18 protein-coding genes and 1 other annotated feature are annotated in these 24,635 nt (G+C 49.8%); of the genes, 3 read left to right on the forward strand and 15 right to left on the reverse strand.

Going from position 1 to position 24,635, the window contains the following annotated elements:
- Positions 1-489 precede the first annotated feature (489 nt).
- The 6 genes from EKM95_RS10065 to ezrA form a co-directional block, all read right to left on the reverse strand.
- Positions 490-3,135: a valine--tRNA ligase gene (locus EKM95_RS10065; RefSeq protein ID WP_125698071.1), complete on the reverse strand. Its 2,646-nt coding sequence runs from the start codon at positions 3,133-3,135 to the stop codon at positions 490-492.
- 46 nt (positions 3,136-3,181) lie between these two features.
- Positions 3,182-3,391, reverse strand: a binding site (T-box leader).
- A gap of 28 nt (positions 3,392-3,419) precedes the next feature.
- Positions 3,420-4,817, reverse strand: a complete 1,398-nt coding sequence (locus EKM95_RS10070; protein ID WP_164510174.1) for an MFS transporter — start codon at positions 4,815-4,817, stop codon at positions 3,420-3,422.
- A gap of 161 nt (positions 4,818-4,978) precedes the next feature.
- On the reverse strand, positions 4,979-5,620 hold the full coding sequence (locus EKM95_RS10075; protein WP_125698073.1) for a redox-sensing transcriptional repressor Rex: 642 nt from the start codon (positions 5,618-5,620) through the stop codon (positions 4,979-4,981).
- A 174-nt stretch (positions 5,621-5,794) separates the two neighbouring features.
- Positions 5,795-7,012, reverse strand: a complete 1,218-nt coding sequence (gene thiI, locus EKM95_RS10080) for a tRNA uracil 4-sulfurtransferase ThiI (protein WP_125698075.1) — start codon at positions 7,010-7,012, stop codon at positions 5,795-5,797.
- Between the two features lie 13 nt (positions 7,013-7,025).
- The gene (locus EKM95_RS10085; protein WP_125698077.1) at positions 7,026-8,189 is read right to left on the reverse strand and encodes a cysteine desulfurase family protein; all 1,164 of its coding nucleotides are present in this window, start codon (positions 8,187-8,189) and stop codon (positions 7,026-7,028) included.
- 126 nt (positions 8,190-8,315) lie between these two features.
- Positions 8,316-10,022 (reverse strand): septation ring formation regulator EzrA, encoded by a 1,707-nt coding sequence (ezrA, locus tag EKM95_RS10090; RefSeq protein WP_125698079.1) that lies wholly within the window; start codon positions 10,020-10,022, stop codon positions 8,316-8,318.
- A 199-nt stretch (positions 10,023-10,221) separates the two neighbouring features.
- Between ezrA and EKM95_RS10095 the strand changes: the two genes are divergently transcribed.
- Entirely contained in the window at positions 10,222-10,704 is a 483-nt protein-coding gene (locus EKM95_RS10095; protein WP_125698081.1) for a GAF domain-containing protein, read from the forward strand.
- Positions 10,705-10,878: 174 nt separating this feature from the next.
- Complete coding sequence (rpsD, locus tag EKM95_RS10100) at positions 10,879-11,490, forward strand: 30S ribosomal protein S4 (RefSeq protein WP_125698083.1); 612 nt, start codon at positions 10,879-10,881, stop codon at positions 11,488-11,490.
- A 69-nt stretch (positions 11,491-11,559) separates the two neighbouring features.
- Here the strand turns inward: rpsD and EKM95_RS10105 are convergent, their stop codons facing one another.
- From EKM95_RS10105 to EKM95_RS10115, 3 genes are all read right to left on the reverse strand, one after another.
- Positions 11,560-12,618, reverse strand: coding sequence for a tyrosine-type recombinase/integrase (locus tag EKM95_RS10105; protein WP_125698085.1), 1,059 nt, complete (start codon positions 12,616-12,618; stop codon positions 11,560-11,562).
- An 88-nt stretch (positions 12,619-12,706) separates the two neighbouring features.
- A complete protein-coding gene (locus EKM95_RS10110; RefSeq protein ID WP_225423280.1) occupies positions 12,707-12,904 on the reverse strand; it encodes a DNA-binding protein in 198 nt (65 codons plus the stop codon).
- Positions 12,905-12,986: 82 nt separating this feature from the next.
- Positions 12,987-14,231, reverse strand: a complete 1,245-nt coding sequence (locus EKM95_RS10115; RefSeq protein WP_125698086.1) for a replication initiation factor domain-containing protein — start codon at positions 14,229-14,231, stop codon at positions 12,987-12,989.
- A 390-nt stretch (positions 14,232-14,621) separates the two neighbouring features.
- Here EKM95_RS10115 and EKM95_RS10120 point away from each other — a divergent pair, with 390 nt between their 5' ends.
- Positions 14,622-15,140, forward strand: coding sequence for a helix-turn-helix domain-containing protein (locus EKM95_RS10120; protein WP_125698088.1), 519 nt, complete (start codon positions 14,622-14,624; stop codon positions 15,138-15,140).
- A gap of 8 nt (positions 15,141-15,148) precedes the next feature.
- Here EKM95_RS10120 and EKM95_RS10125 read toward each other — a convergent pair whose 3' ends face one another.
- From EKM95_RS10125 to EKM95_RS10150, 6 genes are all read right to left on the reverse strand, one after another.
- The gene (locus tag EKM95_RS10125) at positions 15,149-16,024 is read right to left on the reverse strand and encodes an abortive infection family protein (RefSeq protein ID WP_125698090.1); all 876 of its coding nucleotides are present in this window, start codon (positions 16,022-16,024) and stop codon (positions 15,149-15,151) included.
- 219 nt (positions 16,025-16,243) lie between these two features.
- Positions 16,244-17,269, reverse strand: coding sequence for an Eco57I restriction-modification methylase domain-containing protein (locus EKM95_RS10130; protein WP_125698092.1), 1,026 nt, complete (start codon positions 17,267-17,269; stop codon positions 16,244-16,246).
- Positions 17,266-20,526, reverse strand: a complete 3,261-nt coding sequence (locus EKM95_RS10135) for a DEAD/DEAH box helicase family protein (protein WP_125698094.1) — start codon at positions 20,524-20,526, stop codon at positions 17,266-17,268. Before EKM95_RS10135 ends, EKM95_RS10130 begins: the two co-directional genes overlap by 4 nt.
- 2 nt (positions 20,527-20,528) lie before the next feature.
- Positions 20,529-21,461 (reverse strand): restriction endonuclease, encoded by a 933-nt coding sequence (locus EKM95_RS10140; RefSeq protein ID WP_225423281.1) that lies wholly within the window; start codon positions 21,459-21,461, stop codon positions 20,529-20,531.
- A 533-nt stretch (positions 21,462-21,994) separates the two neighbouring features.
- Entirely contained in the window at positions 21,995-23,101 is a 1,107-nt protein-coding gene (locus EKM95_RS10145; RefSeq protein WP_125698096.1) for an AAA family ATPase, read from the reverse strand.
- Positions 23,080-24,516 carry an ATP-dependent nuclease gene (locus EKM95_RS10150; RefSeq protein WP_125698099.1) on the reverse strand — a complete coding sequence of 479 codons (1,437 nt, stop codon included), beginning with the start codon at positions 24,514-24,516 and terminating at the stop codon, positions 23,080-23,082. The genes EKM95_RS10145 and EKM95_RS10150 overlap by 22 nt, the downstream gene beginning before the upstream one ends.
- Between the last annotated feature and the right edge of the window lie 119 nt (positions 24,517-24,635).

The following is a 24,635-nucleotide window of genomic DNA, read 5'->3' on the forward strand; positions in this document are numbered from 1 at the left end:
TGCGGGGGATACCGTACGCAAACCTAGAGTGGCTGCTATGAAGGGCATCCGAGTCAGTGGTGTCATAAATTAGGGGACTGGGTCAGTTCCACAGTTCCATCGTTCTACCCGTATTACCAGTTTTACCAGCGTGACGGTTCTTCAGTCGCGTCGTTGTCCGGCAGTAAGCATCGACTTTTGATCACACTGTCGCTGTTGAAATCTGATCGCGCCAAGCCCCACAAGCAAGGCGCCCGCAGTATCCTAATCTAATAATCACGCAAACACACTGGCAATGCTGAAAACGACACCTCGACCGGTGTGTTTGTTGTACATAGGGGCCAGAATCTTTTTTTTCGATTCTGACCTTTTTTCAAAAAAGTGAGAATCGACAAAAAATCTAAACATGCACAAAAAATCCGCCCGATTATTGTGCACATTAACAGACTTAAAAAAGGAAGTGGGACAAAACAAAAGTTTTGTCCCACTTCCTTGTATCAGCAAACAGCGTTACTTCGCTGCTTGGAGTTCTTCGATTCGGGCTTGGGTCGCTTGCAATTGAGCTTCGTAGTCCGCTTGCTTGGCCTTTTGCTCGTCGATGACCGCGGCCGGGGCCTTGGCCAAAAAGCCTTGGTTGCCGAGCTTCTTTTCAACACGCTCGATCTCTTGCTGGAACTTCTTCACGTCTTTTTCGAGCTTGGCGATCTCCTCGTCCAGGTCGATCAATTCCGCCAACGGGACATAGACCGTTGCACCCAAGATCACAGCACTGGCGGCCAGTGCCGGGGTGTCGATGGAGGCACCAAAGGTCATCGTCTTGCTGTGAACAAACCGATCGATGAAGTCGCGGTTTTGCTCGAAGATCGGCGCCAGGCTTTCATCCTGCAGCTTAACCATGATGTCGATTGGGCTGGACAGTGGCGCATTTACATCGGCGCGAATGCCACGAACGGCACGAATGAGCTCGATGATCGCCGACATCTGGGTCACCGCTTCGGCATTTTCAAATTCAGGATGTACAACCGGATAGCTCGCCGTGACCAAGGATTCACCAACGTGCGGCATCGTCAACCAGATCTTCTCGGTGACAAACGGCATGATCGGCTGAAGTAGACGTAGCGTCTGATCCAGCACATAGCGCAGGTTGACGCGTTTGGCCGCTTTGGCCTGTTCATCATCGCCGGTCAAGACCGCCTTTGCCATTTCGATGTACCAATCGGCCAATTCATTCCAGATAAAGTTGTACAGCGCCCGGTCGGCTTCGCCAAATTCGAATTTATCAAAGAGATCCGTGACCTGCGCGATAGTGTCATTCAGGCGGGCGAAGAGCCACTGATCAGACAGATCGAATGTGGCTGGATCTGGCTGCTGGTCGGCGGTGGTGTCTTCGAGATTCATCAAGACAAAACGGCTCATGTTCCAGATCTTGTTGATGAAATTCCAGGCCGCATCCATTTGCGTATACGAGAACCGCGTATCCTGGCCCGGCTTGTTGCCTTGAGTCAGGAACCAGCGCAGCGCATCGGCCCCATATTTTTCGATGATGTCCATCGGATCGATTCCGTTGCCGAGTGACTTGCTCATCTTCCGGCCTTGCTCATCGCGCATCAGGCCGTGGATCAAGGTGTACTGGAACGGGCGCTCGCCGGTGAACTCGAGGCCTTGGAAGATCATGCGGGCGACCCAAAACGGGATGATGTCGTAGCCGGTGACCAGCGTGTTTGTCGGATAGTAGCGTTTGAAATCCGGCGCGTCGGTATCCGGCCAGCCCATGGTCGAAAATGGCCACAGCGCGCTGGAGAACCAGGTGTCGAGGACGTCATGATCCTGCTCCCAATTTTCCGCGTCTTCAGGGGCTTCCATGCCGACATACAGCTCGCCGCTTTGCTTGTTGTACCAGGCAGGAATGCGGTGGCCCCACCACAGCTGACGTGAGATGACCCAGTCGTGAATGTTCTCCATCCAGTTGAGGAAGGTGTGCTCGAAGCGATCCGGCACGAATGTCACTTTATTGTCGCCCTGCTGATTTTTGATCGAGGCTTCCGCAAGTGGCTTCATCTTGACGAACCATTGGGTGGACAGCCGTGCTTCGACTTGAACCCCTGTCCGCTCGGAATGCCCAACGGAATGGACGATCGGATCGATCTTGATCAGATCACCGCTGGTCTGCAAGTCCTTGACCAGGGCTTTGCGGCAGTCAAAACGATCCATGCCATCATATTTGCCAGCATTTTCATTCATCGTCCCGTCGTCGTTCATGCAGTTGATGCGCGGCAGGTCATGGCGCAGGCCAACTTGAAAATCGTTGGGGTCATGGGCTGGCGTGATCTTAACGGCACCAGTTCCGAACTCTGGATCCGCGTGCTCATCGGCGATGATTGGAATCTTGCGGCCAACGCCTGGCACAATGACCTCTTTGCCGATCACATCTTGATACCGGGCATCATGGGCGTTAACGGCAACGGCGGTGTCACCAAACATGGTCTCCGGGCGAGTCGTTGCGATCTCGATGCCGCCTGGGGTGCCGTCTGCGTATTTGTAGATCAAATGGTAAAATGCGCCCTTGTCATCTTGATGAATGACTTCGATGTCGGAAAGTGCCGTGCGCGCCTGCGGATCCCAGTTGACGATGTACTCACCGCGGTAGATCAGGCCTTTGTTGTAAAGATCGACAAAGACTTTCCGTACCGCCTTGGAGAGGCCGTCATCCAACGTGAAACGCTCGCGGGAATAATCCAGCGAGAGCCCCATTTTTGCCCATTGCGCATGAATGATCGCCGCGTATTCGTCCTTCCAATCCCAAACTTGCTGGATGAATTTCTCGCGGCCAAGATCATAGCGGCTGATGCCCTGTTCGCGGAGCTTGGCTTCGACCTTCGCCTGCGTCGCGATGCCGGCGTGATCCATCCCCGGCAGATACAGCGTGTCATAGCCCTGCATCCGCTTTTGGCGAATGATCATGTCCTGCAGCGTCGTGTCCCAGGCGTGCCCCATGTGGAGCTTGCCGGTCACGTTCGGCGGCGGAATGACGATGGAATAAGGTTTCGCCTTTTTATCGCCGCTTGGTTTGAAAACGCCTTGGTCGAGCCACTTTTGATAGCGGCCTGCTTCGACTTCCTGAGGGTCGAATTTCGGCGCAAGTTCTTCTTTACTCATATTTTTCCTCCTGCATGTGTCTGACAAACAAAAAAGCCCGTCCTAAAAATAGGACGAGCGTGCTCGCGGTACCACCTAACTTGAAGCTGCCAAATTTGGCACCTTCCACTTGAGCCTTCTAACGGGTGGTCCCGGCCGCTTCTACTGCGTTCAAAGCGGCTGCTCGCAAGCTACAACGATCGGTTTTCTCAAGGCTCGCACCAGCCGCCTTGTCGCTGAAAAAAAACTCGATCGCCCTCTTGTTCATCGCGTTACCGTCATTATAGGTGGGCAACTGCGGCGCGTCAACGGGTCGAAGAAGTTTCCTTGTGCGAAAGATGGTTTGCCGCCAAAGCTGCCAGCAGCGCAATAAGGGCCAGGCCAGCCAGTAGCGCAAAGCCCAAGCCGCTGCCCAAGCGTGTGGCCGCACGCACGGAACGCCCAGTCCCCACCGCGGCGATGACTGCCGCCAGCATGCCGGTCGACAGTGAGCCAGAGTATTGTTGCATCATGTTGAACAGCGAGTTTTGATCTGCCTTGTTGGCCACTGGCACTAACTGACTTGCCTCGGACATCGTGTTGCCAAAGCCGCTATTGAATCCGATCCGCAGCACGATGAACAACAAGGTGATCAGGGCAAGCGTCAAGCGATTCGTCAGAAGCGCAAACAACGCGGCGCCGATCAGGACCAAACTCCCGCTGACCAAAATGATGCGGCGCAGGCCATGCTGGTCGTAAAGACGCCCGGCAAATGGGGCAACCACCGCCCCGATCATGGCGCCCGGAAACAGAATCAGGCCAGCCACCAACGCATTTTCCCCAAGGACGTCTTCAATGAATAAGGGAATCAGAAACGAGGCGCCAATATTGATAAATTGCAGGAGAAAATACGTGACCAGACGCAAACTCAGCACTCGGTCGCGCAAAATATGCCAGTCAAGGAGCTGCGTGCCGCCACGGCGACTATGAATCACCTGGGCGCCGAGCAACACAAGTGCCACTGCCAGCCACAGCCAAAATGGCCTGCTGGTAAACCCGGTCTGCCCCGCTGCGTTGAACGCCCAGACCAAGACGGCGAAAAAGAGTGAGAGCAGGGAGAGCCCCAGCACATCAAACTTGCCGGCAGTGTGACTCGCTTTGGTCCGAATCGTCGTCTCGCCCAGCACCCCGACCAAAATGAGAAGCGGCACGATCATCCAAAAGATCCAGCGCCAACTCAGCGTGTTGGTGAACAACCCGCCATATGTGGGGCCAAGCGCCGGCGCAAGAGAGATCATCATCTCCGCCAAGCCCGTATAGGTTCCGAGTTGCCGCTTTGGGACACGCGTGAAAATTATTTCGAACAACAGCGGAGTCGACAGCCCGGTAGCCAGCGCCTGCAATAGCCGCCCTGTCATCAGCAGGGCAAAATCTGGCGCCGTCGCACACATGATCGCGCCAGCCAGGCTGAATAGAAAGGCCGCGCGGAAGATCTGCCGGCCATCAAAGCGTTTGAGCAGGTACGCGCTGGCCCCCATGACAATGGTGACCAGTAGCAGATAGCCGGTGGTCACCCACTGCACCGTCGTCAACGACACATGCAGATCAGCCATCAAAGTCGGAAACGTGACGTTCATCGAGGTCTCAATCAAAATACCAAGAAAAGAAAGTAAAGCTGTCGCCAAGATCGCCAATTGGGTCCGGCGTGATAATCGTTCAGTCAAACTAGAATCCTCTTTTCACGGCGACCTGCACAATACAAAAACGCATCCGCCAGCCCGCCTGTAATTTTTCGTTACAGCCGGCGCTAACACGGATGCGCACCCAGACACTTTCACTTGTCGCTTAGTTTATCACTTTTTTGCCCGCCGCGCCATGGCAGCCCTTATTCTGCGAGCTGCTGATGATGCGCGGTGAACAGTAAACTTTGCAGTTCAGACGTCAGATCGATGTAGCGAATCGTCGTCGTCGGCAGGCAGACCACCGGCTGCGGCGCAAACGTCAAGATCGCGTCGATGCCGATGCCCTCCAGCGCCGGAATCACCTGCGGCTGCGCGCTTGACGGCACTGCGATGATCGCCGTTTTGATATCTGGCGTGACCCGCATCGCAAGCTCGCGAAAATCATACACCGGCACCCCACCGATCTCGGTCCCGATCTTCGCTGAATCAATATCAAATGCCATCGTGATATTCAGATCCGGATTACGGCGAAAATTGTTTTCGATCAGCGCCGCGCCTAATCCCCCGCAGCCAACCAGCAAAATATTTTCAGCATCCTGCACCTCTAGCAGTTTGCCAAATTCGTCGACCAGGGTATCCACACTGTACCCATACCCACTTTTTCCAAGTTCCCCAAAACTGGAAAAGTCGCGACGAATCGTTGCCGATGGGATATGAATGATCTCGCTCAACCGCTCTGAGCGAATGCGCTTGACCCCTTGCTGCTGCAATTGCTGGACCGCGCGATAGTAAAGTGGAATACGCCGCACCGTCGCCTTTGACACCCGCGCTCTCGTGTTCAGCATCGACGCCACCTCCGTCCCAAAAATGTTTGTTAATCCATTCACATAGTAGCGTATCACCACGACGGAAATGGCGCAAGCATTAAGTGTTAGCGATTACATTGAACCCGTTTTGCGGCCCCTGCAAAATGCAAAAAACTCGCTTCACCGTGATTTGGTGACGCGAGTTTGATAGGTCTACAGCAATTCCGAAATAATGTCTTGTTGCTGATCCATGAACTGATCAGAGCCTTTGATGACGGTCGTTTTAACGCCATCAAGCGCTCGCTGCATCAGCCCATCGATGTCGAGCTTACTTTCAAAGTAGCGCGCGCGATCCAGATTTGGCTTCGTCTTCGGTGCCGGCGGGGCAAAAATCGTGCAGCAATCCTCAAACGGCATGATCGACAAGTCATACGTGTCGAGATCCTGGGCCACTTTGATGATCTCGTTTTTGTCCATCGTGGCAACTGGCCGGATGATCGGGAATGTAGTGACATCATTGATGGCCACCATACTCTCTAGCGTCTGGCTGGCGACTTGGCCGACCGATTCGCCGTTGAAAATTGCCAGTGCCCCAACCTTTTTCGCCAAAGTCTCTGCCAGGCGCAACATCAACCGGCGCTGCACCGTCATCAGATACCCTTCCGGCACGTTTGCCTTGATGGTCTCTTGAATCTCGGTAAATGGGACCTGCATGAAGCGGATATTGCCGGCATATGGTGCGAGCTTGGCGGTCAGTTGCTTGGCCTTGTTCAACGCGCTATCGCTGGTGTATGGCGGCGAGAAAAAGTGGACCATTTCCAGATCAACGCCGCGCTTCAGGGCGTAATACCCAGCGACAGGCGAGTCGATGCCGCCTGACAACATCAACACCGCCTTTCCCGCCGTGCCAACAGGTAACCCGCCGGCGCCGAGAATTTTGCGGGTCGACAGGTAGATTGCCTCTTTGCGCACCTCAACGCGCAAGATCAGATCCGGATCCTTCATCTTCACAACCAGATCTGGCCGGGCCTCGACGAAAAAGTCACCCATGTTCAGATTCATCGCGTTGGTGTCCAGCTCAAAAGTGTGATCTGAACGGCGGGTGTTGACCTTATAGCTACTGCCCAAGGGCGCGGTTTCATTCATCAGTTGCAAAGCCGCTTCGTGGACCTTCGCCATATCTTTTTCAACGGCAACACTTGGCGAATAAGATTGAATGCCAAACACGCGGGACAGCCGATCCATGACGGCATCGGAATCCTCCCCGTTCAGCTCAATGTGCAGGCGGTCGCGTTTCGGGCGAATCGTCAGCGCCGGAAACTCGTGCAGTGCCTTGGTCACATTACCATTCAGGCGGCCGATGAACGCTTGGCGATTTTTCCCCTTGGTGGACAGCTCGCCGTAGCGGACCATGATCTCAGAATATTGCAAACAAATCTTCCTTTCAGTTGTGGGCGGGTTGTGGCATCAATGGCGCAAACTTCGCATAGAGCTGGTCAAACGCGGCATTGAACGCATCGGCCTCGGCCAGCGTGTTGTATTCGTCCAGGCTAACACGAATCGCGCTGGTGGCGATATTGGATTGGATGTGCATCGCCTGAAGGGTACTACTTTCGGTGCCCTTCTTCGAGCTGCAAGCACTGGTGGTGGAAATATAGATCTCGTGCTGTTCGAAAGCATGGACGATGGTCTCGCCGCGGACGCCCTTGATGGCAAAACAGAGTATGTGCGGCGCAAAATCCGGCGTCTCTTGACTGAAAATGACAACATTATCAAACTCACGCACATGGTCAAAAATACGTTGCTTGATGGCGCGCTGCTTGGCAACTTTTTGGGCTTCGTCGGTCAAAAGCAGGCGCAGCGCCTTGGCCATCGCGGCGATCGCCGGGGTATTTTCTGTGCCGGAACGCAGGTTGCTTTCCTGCCCGCCCCCTGTCAGTAGTGGGGCAATGTGGCGTGTTTTTTTCGCATAGATAAAACCGGTTCCCCGCGGCGCATGGAACTTGTGCCCGGAAAAGGTGATGAAATCGATGCGCGGATCCCGCAGCGCCGGCATGAGCCCCTTGCCGATCGCCTGAACCGCATCGACGTGAAAATGAATATTCGGATAATCATCTAAGACCCGAGCGCAGGCCTCGATCGGCTGCTTTGCGCCGATCTCGTTGTTTACCCCCATGATCGACACCAGAATCGTGTCCTCCCGGATCGCCGCCCGCAAGTCCTCGGGATCGATAAAGCCGCGGTGATCGACAGGCAGGTACGTGACCTCAAAGCCGAGACTTTCCAGCTGCTTCATCGTGTTGATGACAGCCGGATGTTCGACGCTGGTGGTGATCAAATGGCGGCCAAAGGGGCGTTTCTCGATCGCAGTGCCCTTGAGCACCCAGTTGTCGCCTTCCGTGCCGCCGCTGGTGAAAAAGATCTCCTCCGGCTCAGCCTGAATCAAGCCGGCGATCTGTTTGCGTGCGCTGTGCAGCATCTCATCGGCCTTGGTCCCAACGGCATGCAGACTGCTGGGATTACCGAAGAAATCCTCGCTGACTTTGCGGTAAGTGTCGAGCACCGCCGGCAACGCCTTGGTCGTCGCAGAATTGTCAAAATAGATCATCGTTGTTCCTTCTTTTAAGTAAGTTGTGGCAAGTATAGCAAAAGCACGCTCTATTGTACATTTTTTCTAGGCACGAAAAAAGGTGCCACGGGCGGCACCCTTTTCGTATCTGTCTCACCGACGTCCTTAGAACAACGAATCAGTCCGCTGGTTCAGATAATCGTTTTCGACTTTTTTGTAGCTACCGGGCTCGACCTTTTCAAGCGCGCTGGCAATGGTGTCGGCTGCTGCTTGATAATTGTAGCGCGAATACTGGGTCTTACTTTGAATGGCGGCCTTGGCCACCTCTTCGTGATTGGTCTTATAGCGGTTGGCGTATTGCAGCAATTGCTCCGTCATCCCCGCCGCATCGACCAACGCGCGGCTTTGATCTTTGAGCTGATCGATGTCCTCGGCGATCTTGATCAGATTTTTCGCCACCTCGTCCATGTCGATCTTGGTCTGATTCAGATCATCATTGAGGTCGTCCACTTCTCCCGTAACCACTCGGAAAAAGTCGAGGTAGGTCTTCGGCAATCCTGGAAGCGAATGCCGTGAGACCTCGTATTTGATGTCGCGTAGATCCATTTCAAATTGGGTCGCGGAGTCGTCGGCCTTTTGTTCGCTGGCACGAAGCCCGACGACACTGGTATTGATCGCGACTTGCTTGGCTTCGATGTCATGCAAGGCATTTTTGGTCTCGGTGAACTGATCCAAGATCACGGAGTAAACAGCAGTGTTTTGCTGGATCGCATCTTGGGCACGGGTGAAGTCCTCGTTCAGGCGGTTGATCTGGTTCTGCAGACTCGCCGCGTCCTGGAGCTCGTTGTGATTCAGCGTGTAGCTTTCATTCAGGTGATTAAGTTCGCGCATGAGCGTGTTATTTTGCTTCGTCGCATGGGCGATAAACTTGGCGAGCGAATTATGCTGGCTCATGACCGCTTTTTGTGCGACCAATTCTTTTTCCATCACCGCATACAGCGCGTCGATGCTAGTGGCGACATCATCGGTATTGGCCTTCAGGGCATCCAGCTGCAATCCTGCGATCTGTGTTTGGGCCTTGGCCAATTTGGCTTGAATGACCTGAACCCCACCAGGCACGTCTTCTGTGAAAACGAAGTGCCGCTGGGTGAGCGTTTCGTGGCCGGTCTCGATCTCAGTCAGCTGGGCCGGAAATTCATTGACCACGGCGTTGACCAGTGGCGGCAGCGTTTTGACCTGATCCTGCAAGGTGTGGACCTGCTTGCTCACATCGTCCAGCTGCGACTTAGCGGCCTCGTGATCACCGGAATCGTTGGTCACGCTGACTTCCTTGAGCGCTTCGCCGATCGTCTCAAGCGACTGCTCCAAGGTGTTCAGGGCCTCGCCAAAGGAAAAACTCTTCGCCAGGATGGTCTTGCGGGCCTCTTGATAATCATCCCGCAACTTGAGCATGCGCGTCCGGTTCTCGGCTTCGCTGGCTTTGAGCTGGTTCAGCGCGGTCCGCACCTCACCCAGTGCCTTGCGGGTGTCGAGGGTGAGCTGGTCGATCGCCTTCATGCCGCTATTGACGACAGAAAAACGAAACTGCCGGTTGGCCTGTTCGACATCAAGCAACTGTGTCTGCAGGTCCGTCAGATTTTTTTCGGTGAGCTGCTGATACGTGCGCTGCCACTTGGTGAAGCTCTTCAAACTTTCACCGGACAGCCGCAACTGCTCAATGCTGCGAATCATGCCGGTCAACTCGCCGGTATCCAGCGCGGCCACCGTTGCGTCCAGCTCCTTGATCTCATGCGTCAGATGGGTCTGCCACGCCCAGATCCCGACCCCCGCCAGGATGACAACCAGCAAAATAATTATGATCATCCAAAACATACTTATTACACCTTCCGCTGACCCCCGCGCCGCTTCATTGCATTTTCAGTGCAAGTCCTTTAAAATTCAGCTAATGAACTCACTTGCACCGCGCGTAGTCCTTATCTCATAGTATCGCAAAAAAGGGCTTAACTTAAAACCTATTTCTGCTATTTTATAAGAAAAGACGGCGCGCGGTCCGATATTTGGAGGCGCAACCATGTCAACCATCGATAGCTTATTGCCAGCCCAAGTAGATGCCCTGTCTGCCGATGAGAGCAACCCGATCACCATTTTGGCGAATGCCAGTGCCGTGATCAATGCGGCCATGTCGGATCTCAACTGGGCAGGTTTTTACCTTTATAATAGGAAGACAGACTCGCTGGACCTCGGCCCCTTCCAAGGACTCGTCGCGTGCACCCACATTCGCCCGGGCAGTGGCGTGGTCGGCACCAGCTTTGCGGACAAGCGCGCCTTTGTCGTCGCCAATGTCCATGAATTTGCCGGCCACATCGCCTGCGATGCCGCTTCGAACTCGGAAGTCGTCGTGCCTTTGACCGTGGACGGCGAAACGGTCGGCGTTTTGGACATCGACTCCCCGCTACTCGCCCGATTTGATGAGGATGACCTGGCTATTTTGCAGGAAGCCGCAACGGTGTTAAGTGCGCACCTTGACGCCGCACTGCTCGCCGCGGTATACTAGTTCGCGTGTAAAATAATGCAGCAGTGAACGGCATGGTCGGCTCCAGTTGTGCGACCCGTTGAGGAGAGCGCAGTAACCGCGGCTGCAATGGCGAAGTGCTTAGCGCAACTGTCCGTGTGTTGAGTTCACAAATTCATTATTTTACTCCAATAAAATTTTTGGAGGAAATACCTTATGTCTCGTTACACTGGTCCTCGCTGGAAGCAGTCCCGTCGTTTGGGGCTGTCCCTTTCCGGCACTGGTAAAGAACTTGCTCGTCGTCCGTACGCCCCTGGCGATCACGGTCCTAACAGCCGTCGTAAGATCTCTGAATACGGCACGCAGCTGAAGGAAAAGCAAAAGCTTCGTTGGATGTACGGTTTGAACGAGCGTCAGTTCCAGAACTTGTTCATCCGCGCCGGCAAGATCAAGGAAGGCACCCATGGTGAAAACTTCATGGTCCTGCTTGAGACTCGCCTGGACAACCTCGTTTACCGTCTCGGCTTGGCTTCCACCCGTCCGCAGGCGCGTCAGCTGGTTTCCCACGGCCACATCACGGTCGATGGCAAGCGCGTTGACATTCCTTCCTACGAAGTTGCCGTTGGTCAGGTGATCGGTCTGCGCGAACGCAGCCAGAACCTGGACATCGTCAATGCTTCTCTTGAAGGTACGGTTTCCCGTCCTGCTTACGTCACCTTTGATGACAACAAGAAGGAAGGCTCCCTCGTTCGTCTGCCGCAACGCGACGAACTCGAACCAGACATCGACGAAGCGCTGGTCGTTGAATACTACAACCAGAAGCTGTAATATTCAAGACTACAAACGTTGTTACCGCAACGTTTACTGGACTTCTACTGTTGCAGATTGTTGCAGAATTTACAACTCGGATAGTAAGTCCATTGCACGCCCATTTTGGGCGTGTTTTTTTTCGGGCATTAACGAGATGTAATAGTCTTGTGTGATACTCAAGCTCGCGTGCCCTAGATGCTCCGAAACATAGGCCAGATCAATATCTTGGCTGAATAAAAATGAAGCGAACGTGTCGCGCAAACCATGGAAGGTCGTATGACTGACTTTTGCCTCTTTCAATAACGGCTCCAATCGCAGCGCAACCCGGAATCCGTATGTCTCAAAGATGTAGCCATCGGCCTTTGGTTTGACCTGCTTGAGGAGGTCGTATAGCTTACGAGGCAATGATACCGTTCGATACGCCTTCTTGGTCTTCAGGGTAGTATCGTTCTTCACCCAAGGACTTCGCTGCTGGTTAACGTGAATGCCACAGTCACCTTGCTCGTCATATAATGCTTCCGGCCGTAACCCCAGGCACTCGCCCCGGCGTAGTCCGGTCAGCAACGCCACCAACACCATGACGCAGAACTCGTCCTCGGCTGCATGTTCAAAGCAGTATTTCTTCAAGGTCTTCATGTCGGTGATTGATAGCGGCACGTTCCGTTTCTCCGACACCTTCCCGTGTGCCTTGATCAGACTGGAAATGTCGTTGACCAACAACCCGTGCGCAAACGCATATTTGAGCATGGAACGTAGCGGTCGAATCATATCACCCACCGTCTTCTGCGCGTGGGTCTTCCCGTACTCATCGAGCATTGTCTGCAAGTAAGTATCGGTCACATCGCACAACCTTACCTCCTCAAATAGCTTGCGGAACGTCTTACCAATCCGGTGATAAGATAGGTAAGACGTTTCTTTCAACTCCCCTTTCTTGGCAAATTCAAGCCAGTAGTCGTAGTAATCCATCATCGGCGTTTGGCGATCAACTAAGTCCACGCCGCCAGCCTTCTTCATCTCCAGCGTATGCGCCCAAATCTGCGCGTCTTGCTTATTCGAAAACGACTTTGACAGTCGATAGGTCTTTCCTTTCTTCGTAAATGCGACTTGCGTCAAAATACTTTTACCACGTTTCATAAATGAAGCCATGCTCGTTTACCTCCTAAATAAACTAAGCTGGCCCCGTAAATACTTAGGTCCAGCTTAGCATCCAATTTGCCTGAACGACAACTACAACTTAATCAACCAGGTGCTCACGCACGAAACTGGTCAATTCTTCGATGGTAAAGCGAGCCTGCTTACCGATCATGAAACACCGGAAGTCGCGGTGCCGCCGAAAGACTTTGTCAAACGTCACTGGATCAACACCGAGAAAGTCAGCGGCCTGTTGTCTGTTCAGCAAATACGGGAGTTGCATAGCGTTTGGATATTTCATTTCAATCTCACTCCTTCTACGAATAGAGTTTGTGTGAGATAATCAAATCAGATAGGACCCATATCTTATCTGTGAAGGGTGACTACTTGCTTTGGTCGGCGTGGTCATCCTTTTTTGATTGCTCACTTTCAGGTGTCATTTCTTCAAACAATCCGTTCTCAAGTCGATCTGCCTCGACTGTATACTGTTCAATCATTTGGCGGTGCTTGTCTGTTAAGACTGCCTCCCGAATCGACTGCATCGTTTTCTGATTACCCCAGTACGCGTCAATCTCGTGGAGTACCCTCTCCATTGGCGCAACTTGCTTATCGATCCATGCACGCGTTCGGTTGAGATCGAGCGGTTCTGGGGCAGTGGTCAAGCGCAGCGGCTGGCGATCATGACCGATGAATCGTTGCCAATTCTTGTTGAGCGGCCAATCCAACCGCGGCTTACCTTTTTGAGCATCGACAAAGCGCAGGTACCGTTTGATAATGCCAAATATCGTGCGTTCTTCATTGCGGTAACAAAGCAAATCATCAACAGCCTTTTCCGCCCGGGTGTTCTTCAAGCGAATTTCAAAGCGGTTATAGATGTTGGTGGTTAAGCCTTTCTTATGCTGTTCGGCGCCTTTCTCGTAGAGGCAAAAGTAAAGCTCGCTTTTGGTTGAACCAATATATAATGTCGTGCCAGTCTCATCATCAAATTCCTCATCGTCTTCATGATAGATGTGGCCGGATACCGTGCCTTGGTACTCACGCATGACGGTGATGCACTCGTTGGCCTGAATCTTTTGAATCAGGTTTGGAATATCCAGCATATCGACCATATCGTTGACGGCTAAATCCAGTCGTTTCATCACGCCTTTCATGTCCAGACACCGGTCAAGAAAGTCATACCAAGTTTCGCCGCGCCCTAGCAGAATACTTTCCATTTGGCGGCAGCCTTGCCCGCGTAGTTCTAGTAGCGTGCCTAACTCCTGGTGGCCCGGATCAGAGCCGTAGACCTTAATCTGACCCAGCGAACGGGTGAATTGATAACCGAACGCCGCGCGATCTTCTGACAGAATGCAATCTGTTTGCAAACGTAAGAGATCACCGACTATTTTGTCGATGTCCTGTGTTGGAAACCGAATCCGTACATAGTCAATCAGCAGTTGTAGTTCCGGCTCATCGGTCCAATTATTGAGCGTTTTATCAATGTACATCTGTAGGCCGCTGCTGCACGCCTCGCCGTTTTCGATACGGCTTAGGTGCCGTTGTGTAATGCCGAGCCGGTGACACAGCTGTACCTGTGTCAGGTTCAATTCCTTACGGCGCCTCCGTACTGAATCACTCCAGTAACCCAAATTGTCTACCTCCTAATCTTGTTGCCACCGGACATCAGCTTGAATTGTCCAGTTGGCAATTTCTGTGCTGTATCAACGTTTCTACCGGGAAATCAGGTAGATAGGTGTCATTTACGACCCCCCTGTTAGTACATGGGGGTCTAGGCGGCCGGCTACGCCGACCGCCGCCGCTCACGCTTGCGGCTTTCGCGCTGCATGCCGCGCGTGGCGGCGCAGGTTCGAGCACCCTTACACCACTTGTGAAATCGACTCTTGCCCTGTGTAAACAGCATAACAGCAGCCGCTATAGGCGGATAGCCATTGATTTTGTCAGACTTTTCCCGCCGAACCTGGACTGAAAACTTGCCTACAAAAAAAGTCCATCATATGATGGGCTTGGAGGTGAATTGAATGATTGAAAACATCGGGCCAAACGTGAAGCAATTGCGAAAAGAACATCACCTTAGTCAGGTTGACTTGGCAGACGCCATCGAAGTAACGGTCGACTCCATCTCAAAGATTGAGAATGGAAAACGTGGCACTAGTTTTGAAACCTTGGATCGAATTGCCCGGTTCTTCAATGTTGCACCGGTCGACCTACTAGGTTCACCTGAGGAAAAACAACTTCATGAAACGGCAGCAATTCTGGATCGTATAGATGAATATCAAGAGAAAATCGAACGCCTCATCCGTCTAAGAAGGCAAATGCTAGACTTCTCCCCTAGGCAGATAGACCAACTAGCCGACCAGTTAAAGGAAATCTTCGCCTTCTTCCAGCCGTACACGCCTGTTGATGAAGATGGAAATCCGGAGACGGATAAAAACGGACGTCGAGTCATTAGGCAATCTCGTTACCGTGACTTGCCAGTGGAGGACATAAAACAGCTATACGAAAAAATTCAAACAATTGAGAATTTCCGCAACAAGTAATATTCTTCCTAGATCGGTTCCTGCTGCTCCAACGCACTAATGATAATTTCAGAACCTTTCCCGAGTTGTGAAAGCAAAGCACGATAATTTTTATCGTGAACATTAGAATAAAATTTAAAGATAAGCGCCGCCTCTTTCTCTGTAAACTTGGCGTCTCGAGGTAGGTAGTCTTTAATCGTGTCGAACACGAACTCATTATCGACGTTCGGATTCAGAGGAATAGTCTTAAACTCGATGTCTATTGATTGAATCACAGACTGAATAACTTCATATGTGACACGAACCTGTTGGTCATCTTGCACATATCGATCAGGTTCATCTTTGTCTGGGAACGGAACCATATCTGACTCCACACTGATAAACGATCCAATGACATTTGAATCATCAGGATACCGAAAGCTATGCAAGAGCGTCAAAAGCACACCGGACAAATCTTCAGCAACTTCCATAGCCAATAGGGCTTCCGCATTTGATGGTGGAACACTTCTAAGACGCGCACCATGGGCGGCAGCTGAGGAATTTCTCAAGTTTGCAATACTTTGAACCAACTCGCAAATATTTTTTGCAACCTCTGTGGTTTGCGGCAGATTTGGAAGTTGGGGCTCAAATAGATTTAGTGTTTCCTGAACCTCTTGAAACATTCCGATTGTATAGATGCCAGTATTCCGGTCCTGCCTCCCCTTTTCTTCAGCAATTTCTGTCGACGTGACAGCGTGATACACATAGGCACATGTAGACTCGATGAGAGTCTTTGCCATCGCCACAGCCTCCCCATATTCCTTGCGATTAAACTTTACGGTCATATCGCGAAACTTTTCTTCGACTGCACCCACCCTAAAGACATCGGCGCGAATTCTGAAATCATCTAAATCTGAAAAACTCATCTCTCTACTTCTCCATTCCTGAGACGATTCCACTTTCCCCGCTATAGAATATCATCGAAAAGGGGAACCAATATCAATTTTCTTCACCGGAGAACTTTAGCTCTCAATCACGACCCCATCAAGACGAAATACCATCACGAAAAGCCCACCCAGCAGGAGGAGAACATGAAGAATACCCTCAAGATTTTTTTAATGAAGGTACTATTTGTGTAAAATGAGCTATTCCATTCGTTTCGCCTTTGACTCAATAAAGTCAATCTCACTCTTGTCAAGTCCGTATTTCTCGTAAAGTTGCTGGTCAATTTCAGGGATGGGTAGGGCCCAATCAATGTCAGAATCGGAGGTAAAGTCCTGCAATGGGACATACTTCCATTTTGGTGCAGGGTTGTGCTGTGTAATTTTCAGCACTCCTAAAAGTATACGGGCAAATTTGGTCTTAATATACCTGAGAGCATTCTTAGCTTCGGCTTCTTCATCAAAATGACCGACAGACAAGAATGTCTGGGTGAAGCCAACGAAGGGTTTTTCAACAATCGGATTAGAAATTACTTCGCCCAGTTGTCCAGAGCCGTTCGCGTTCGGCAACAACACCCTCCATTTGTCAAACCCCTTTGGTTGATTCACGTAATCCTTCCGAATCCACCGATAAACACGGGTGTTGTGGAAACGACCCAGCATAACGATATACTCTTCACCATCTGCTGGCTTATCTGCAAAAAACACAATTTTATCCAGCGTTCCGAAAACTCCGGTACTAATATCGAATTGGTGAGATTTTGGTAGAATGGAGGCAACTTCAGGATGGTCTTCATGCATTTTATCTGTAAAAAGGTATAGTCCCTGGCCAGTAATAATTGTACTCAGACTTACTTGGGTCAAGGAATCAACTTTGTTAACAATTGAGTTAAGTTCCCGATGGCTAGTGAAAATTCCAATTGGTCCAAATTCACTATCATCGTCTCTATACACCACAGCTACCCCACCTTTGATATCGGTGTTCGCAAAAACTTTAGCCGAATCCTGTTCAAAGTACTCTACCTTGATATGCTGGTCATTGAGCATCTTCCGATTCCACTTTTTATTCGTGCTACCCGCATTGAACAGAAAACGAGCAGGTGTGATGAGACAGTATTTTGAACCTACCTTTTCAGCAAGATCATAGAAATAGTTGTAGATTGCGTAGTCCAGTGTGTCCTGTCGGCTCTCTTGATATGGCGGGTTCCCCACCACTACATCAAATTTCATTTCAAATCCCCCTTTCCGAACAATTCATCACATTTGACTTCAAAGTCGCCCTCACCGCGCGCATATGGCGTTGTATCAAGAAATACGATATGCGAGTCGTCAATGTCCTTAACACCATCATCGAAGCCAAAAACAAAGTTGCGGGCAATGTGGTAAATGATCTCACTGGGCGCGAAGCCATATACCTGGTGTTCAAGAATATGCTTTAACCTTTCATGTTCATCCGGAATCTGATCAGCAAGTCCGACATACAGTCGCTTGACGATTTCAGTCAAGTACAATCCAGACTTAACATACAAGTCCGCAAAGGTCTTATCCGGATTACTAAAGATTTCTGGGTTCTCCTCTTCCAGCTTATCAATCATCATCTTGACGACTTTCTTGGGAGTGAAAATCTGATTGGTCTTCTGCGGCGGAATATAGTCGAATATATCTTCGTCATGACTTTCATCAAAGTAATCAGCCAAGTCGGCTCGCTTCCTCAAGAACTCCTGGCAAGACTCATCGAAGACAACTTGATCAAAGAAATGATACTGATCCCGTAATGTACGGAACTGGTCAAGGGTGATGCCGGTGACTTCTCTGAACACTGAATCGCTGATTGTTGTATCAAAATCGGCGAGCGTCGTCTCAGTGGTCCCATAAGCCATCAAGAAGGACGGAATTGTCCGAGCAAAGCCGCGAAGTCTTGCCCGAACATCATCTTCGACAGTATTCTTCTTTTTCTCTTCCGCCTGCTGCAATACGTTTTCCGCAGCTTTCTGAGTCTGCTCATGGACAGCTGCCGTGACTTGTTCGGAAATCTGCTGTTGCAGATTATCCTGGATTTCCTTCTGTCGCGCATCAAATGCAGCCTTAATCTCGGCCTCTTTGGCTGAATCATGCTCGGCTTCTGCGATGCCTTTGTCGTAGTCCGCTTTTGCTTCGTTGGCCTCGATACCGGAGTTAGTCGTCAGCACTTCGACTGTACGCGCAATCACGTCTGCGCTGTGCTTTACAACCTTTTCAGCGGTCTTGGCAGTAACACCATTCTCCTTTGCGATGTCCTTGACCGCATCGAGCGTGTTGTCAGTAAAACTCTTAGCAATCGCCTCAGAAAGGGATGAATCTGAACTTTGCACGACGTCATCGGCAGTATTTTGAATGTCTTCATAAATCTTTTCGCCGAAGTGCGCGTTAGTGACAATGGAAACCGTCTCCTCGGGGACAACGGCTGAACCATTCTGATCGACTTTAACGTCGTTCGTATCAATTGGATCACTTGTCTGCCGCGGGGTAGACTTGCCTTCGTCGACTGGGTTCAGCTGATTGAGAATTTCGCGGGCTTCAGTTGACGCAAAGATGCCGCCAATATTTTGGAACAACAAATTGGACATGAACCCGCGCTTCACGACCTCCTGTGCCTTGATGGTCTTTGGAATCGTCAGCACTTGCCCGGCATCCAGTTCGACCATCTTGCCTTCGCTATCCTCAGCAATCACTGGGAAAAAGTTCAGGAGCCGCTTGATATGGTCCTTGCGATTTTCAGTCGTCCCACCCCCGTTAGTCGTCTGACTGGATAAATTATTGGCAAAGTCGTCATAGAGCGTCAACGTCCGTTCCGGTGCGAAATCGAACACGTACGCGTTCTCTTTTTGCTTAGGTTCACCATTTTCCGAATACGTCCACGGGTTCTGAGATCGGAACGCGGCCTGCATGTAGAGACTTGGTGACTTCATGTTGGACAGCATCAACACACCCGTCCATTCGGGAATCGTCACACCGGTCGTCAACTGGCCGACAGAGAGCGTGATTGTCTTATCGTTGTCCTTAATGGCCTGTCGCACCCGGTCAAGTGCCTTTTCATTGATAATCTGATCGTCGTCCGTCTTACCATCACCCGCAGCAAGTTCAACGTGATAGTTTTCAAACACCGGATCATGATCCAACAGGCGTTTGAGGGCTTTCGCGCTATCGACGCGATTCAGTAACCAGAAAGTGTGCTTTAGTTCAGCCCGTAATTCTGGGGTTGAGAATGGATACTTCTCGTTATGAGTGAGGGTTGATAGCCATTTCAGAACATCCGCTTCATGAACGAATTTACCCGAATCATTTGTGAGGAAGAACTCGTTCAGGTCAAAAGCGTAGTCGACCGAGTCCTCATCAATCTTCGCCCCCGTCTTGACCTCATCAGTAATCATTGAGCCCATCTGATACGAGAACAGGTTCAGCTTGGGCAACTTCTCATAAGGGTTGTTTTCTTCACTGCTAACGGGCCAGTTTGCTTTCGCCTCTTGTTCATCAGCGTAGGTCCAGTTATAAATCTGGTCATCAGAGAACTTGCCGGATGCCATCGCCTTAAACGGGGTACCAGACAGGTTCAAAGTGAATGCCCGTTTAATTTTGTCAAATGCCACATCAGCCTTAAATGTATCTGCGCCTTCATGGGCCTCGTCTATGACCAGCAAATCCCAATCCAGGTCTTTGACCCATTTTAATTTGTTGATTGCGCCACCGAAAGGAATTGCCCCTTTTAGATCCTGGAGCGAGATGAAAGCAATCATGCGGTCTTTGCCGCCGTCGAGTTGAGCCTGAAACTCATCCCGCGACATGGAGGGCTTATCACTGAGCGAGTCGGTGGTTGAAACGAAAGCAAAATCCGTTTGCCAAGCGATGAACTTCTGGTAATCTTCGAACCAAGAGTTGGCAATGGCTGGTCGGTTGGTAACAACAAGCACTTTCTCTGCATCGAGCCGCCGAGCAAGATCGTAAGTTGCCAGCGTTTTACCAAAACGAGGTTTGGCATTCCAAAGAAACTCACCATTTGGATGACCCTTGGCATAATCCAACGTTTGACTGACCGCAGCTTCTTGCTCTGGCCGGAGTGTATACGAAAGCGCCTCGTTAGATTGCTGACGGTCGCCATCACGGAAGGCCTCGTAGTCAACGTAGGCTTCCTCTGGATGACCATCAAAATAGAACCATTCAGTCCCCTTGCGTTGCTCCTTATTCTTATACTTACGCAAGTAGGCATGAAGCTGGGTATCAGTAAACCACTCGTCGCCTCGGCTAAACTTCGCTGGTGCGGACCACAGCTTATCAAATTCCAGGTTAATGGCGGCCGTCTTGGTTTGCTCTTTGATACGGACGTCGACATCCTGACGCTCGGTGTAGCCAATCTTGATCCAACCCTGGTCGTCTTCGACCTTTGGCAATGTGTACGCATAAATCTGAGGATAGATCACTTTGGTGGTTTTGATTTTCGCCGTTTCTACCATACCTACGCAAGCTCCTTATCAAAAAATTCCATCTTATTCTTGGACCAGTTCATCACCTTGACCCGTTTACCGGGTTTGGTGATCCAGGTGATGGCCTCTGCATCGTCGTCTTCGTCGAACAAAGAGATTTCCTCATGAACGACTTTTTCTTTTGTTTCGCTTAGTGGAATGATGTATTTCAAGCCATCCATCTGGAAGATGTTGTAACTGATGATCTCGGCAATCTGCTTGAACAACCCTTGGCTGGGTTCCTTATGCCACTTGGCGACAAAATAATCGCGATACGTGTACAGAAGGTTCTCCCGGGCGAGCAGCAACGAGTCCCCGCTCCATTCGAAACCATAGCTAGATTGATAAGCTAGTTCGACAAGTCGCTGCCATTCAGCTGCATCGTCGACCCCAGCACTGATTCGCCGCAGTTTTCGATCAACAAAGCCCACGCGGTTTGCAATCGCGACACTACTACCAGTTTCCATGTCGTAACGTGTTGCCATGTAGGGTGCTTCACCACAAGTGATTTCAAGCCACGTTCGCTGCGTGTACGTTTCCAGATCGTCGTTGGTAAAATTTTGGTCAACGGCATCGTTTTGTTTCTTGACCACCCATGTGGGGGTAAAGACTTCTGCTTTCGATTTCGTCCGTTCCTTTTTCAGTTCTTGCGACTTGAGGGCACGAGGCTTGATGATTTGGCTCATTGTCCCAGTCACTAGACCAGGCAAAATCTGAGCCTTAGCGGCATAGGGTCGCACCCCATATTGTAAGTAGCTATCGTTAGCCCAGATAATATTCTTCGGGTGCTTGGGTGTGGACATCGTGCGATCAAGCAACAAGATATCTAGAATCTCTGGCATCTGTTCGCGGATCATGTTCTCCGAAACGTCAGTCGGCTCATAGTCTTCCTTGGAGCCGGCCGGATTCAACTTAGGTGCCATCATATGGGGAGTCTCCTTTAGCTATCCGCCGCGATATTTTCTCTACAATTATAGCACTCTGAAATCGTCAGCTCTCGACATACTAGCGGCGTAACGGCTGGACCTGCTAAACATATTGTTCAGCAAGACCCTGTGCATATGCCCGGGTGACTATCTGAATGTACCGACTCCCTATCCAATCAATTTTCGGAGAAAACGTGGGCAAATTCGTGGGCAAAAATCGCGTTTCTTTGCCAAGTATTGCTCAATAGCGACAGAATCTACCAGGCTGTCTCCAGCTCATGGACTTCTGACAAATCTTCTAGACTGTCGTCAAAAAGCCCGAATTAACGGGCTTTTCTGCTAATTTACATTCAGATTTGTCAGAGGTTCCCTACCCACCATGAGTCGCATTGCCAATCAGCCTTGGTTCAACCATTCGATTGCCACGTTTGTGTCCCTTTGATTCTACGAAAGAACGGCATCCCCAAGTGAGAAGCCGAGATTGGAAATGAATAAGTTGGTTATAATATAGAAACTCTGAACAGGCACACCCATCAACTCACAGCTTGATTCTTGAGAGCTTTAAGATAATCAGAACGCTTTACCAAAAAAACATTGCGCTTAGCTCTTGTCAACGCGACATACAATCGATGAAGGGTTTGCGGCTTCAATTTGAGTTCGGTATCTTCAAGTAAGTGATCAGTCGAGTCAGTTAATACTACACAGATATCCCGATAGGTATCTCCTTTCGAATACCCCCATTTGTTAGTTGATGGAAATAAATCATAACCAGGTACCGCCGAACTCCACATTAATTTTGTGATCTCGGTGTTATTGAGTGTTCGCATGATCTCGAGCTGATTCGACAACAATACAATACTTCCGTCATGTTCGTCCGCAGATTCAATTGGAATCCCGAGCCTACTATTTACAAAAGTGCATACTTCAGCCGAGCAACGCCAGCTTCGCCTCAATGTTTGTGTATCCACCTCAAACTTTTTTTCTCTAAATTCATCAATAATTTCCGATAATTCAGTAATTTTTGAATACGGTGTTCCTCTTCGCTTGTTGGAATTTGAAACCAAGCTCTGATAAAAATCACCGACGTAATGAACTTCTGTATCAGAAATTTTTGCAAGATCTACCAATAGCTTATAATCTGCATCCGTGAAATCCTGAAACTCATCAACATAAATTGCATCGAAGAATTTGTCAAGTCTCTCACGAGCTTTCTTCTTGTATACAGCAGGCTGGCAACAGTATAAGTCTGAGAGGCGATTAGAGAATAATCCGTTGGACCAACGGGACAGGTAATGAAATACCTTGTCCTTAGTGTAATATCCATTGCCAGGATTCTCACGATCATGCACAGGAGGCGTGGTGATGTCGATACCACTACTTCGAAATGAGCCTACATGGTCCCCTACTTTAATGGATGGTTCAAACGGTCGGAGGAGCCAATAATACACAAATCGAGTATATGTCATGACGTATGTATTCTCAGGTATTTCTCCATGGTGTCGTTGAATACTGTGTTTGATATTCTTCACATTTTGATTCGTGAATGTGATGAGTAAATTTCGTTTTTCTAGCAATACGTTATCGCCGAGCCAGCGCGTTTTTCCGGAACCAGCAACAGCTAATTTAATCTCTGCAACCATTTTAACCCTTCCTCGATATAGGCTGGGGAAAGGACGCCACTATCGTTTTTCTCAAACTGCTCTGCAATATAGATTGCAAATTCTGTCTTGTTCGCAAGGGCGCATGCCAGAGACTTATCCAAGTTCGTATACACTTTCTTGTAACTGGTCGATTTCGATTTTGGATGATAAGCCGCTCGGTATTTTTCAGTAAGTTTATGGTTTACCTGATCCAACGCAACTTCAAATGTAAATATGTCTGGATCACTAGGCGTCTGAATATAGATATTGTCTGCCGTTTCTGCATTCTGTTCGTCAATGTGCTCGTTCTTGGAGCCATCATTATCAGTTAAAATTAGAACACGCTTGTTCAAACGTTCAGCCAAGTCAAAGAAATGTTTATAGTGGATTCCGTGAAGTGATAACACACTTATACCAAGTTCGTCCAAATCCTTTCCCAACACTTTCTTGGTTATCGCTGGAACAGTGATGTACTCGCTAGCACCTTCAACCAAAATAACCTTGTCCGCCAAGATAAACTTCAGAATGTCAAAGTCATCATTACGCTTGAAGAACTCGGCATCGGCATCACTCAGAGACTCCAAACTCTCTCCTTTGGAATCATGTATCCAAATTGCATGGTCTAGGTTTAATCTGTTCAGTACCATTGACTCGTGAGTGGTCACAATAACTTGTTGCGCATTGTCGGACTGACTATTGATCTGAGCAATCATTTTCCTCGTATTTGAATAACTTAAATGATTCTCGGGTTCTTCAATCATCACTAGTGACGCCTTCGAATCAAGGGACAGCTCAGTCTTTACCAAGCTTTCTTTACCTTTACCCATGTTCTGGAGAGGAATGTCGTCCTCTGAAATATCAATCAACTCCGCGAGCTGAGCCTTCCGTTGATTAATGGTAAATCGTTGATGTGCCCGACTTAATGAAATCTTGTCCTCGTTATCATTAAGCGCACTAATCATAGACTGCTTAAAAGCATACGAAGCCTGCCGCTGCTGATTCTTTTCTACCTGCAAATTAAAAATCCGTTTTGCATATGATCCATAGAGGTCATACATATACCTTGAGTTATCGATGAGTAACGAACGTAACGGGTTCATTCGGCTTACATATGGATCACCCCTAAAAGTTCGCCAACTAGAATGATAATATTCCAGTGGGATTACCCTTTGGGATTTATCGGAAAAATCAATCTTTTCGAATTCATCCAGAAAATCCTTGTCAAATTCAAAATTAAACTTGATTCCGAAAAAAGATGTAGGTTTTTTGCTATTGAACTCAGAAAATTGTTCACCAAAGAAAGGTGCAAACTTAGGATTAGTTTCGAAATTAAAAAAGACTTCAATCTCAATACTCGGCAGCTCATCAGCTAAATGTTTCTGACTAGTTAGTGGCTGTTCAAAAACGTGTAGCATTTGATACTAGTGATTTTAGGTCATTACTGTCATATAATAAATGCATACGAAATTCCGGTTTTCAGACATTTCCCGTGCATTTACGAAATTCACTCGGAGGTTTTATCCATGGTTTATCG

This window comes from Lacticaseibacillus yichunensis (assembly GCF_003946405.1).
GTDB classification, from domain to species: domain Bacteria; phylum Bacillota; class Bacilli; order Lactobacillales; family Lactobacillaceae; genus Lacticaseibacillus; species Lacticaseibacillus yichunensis.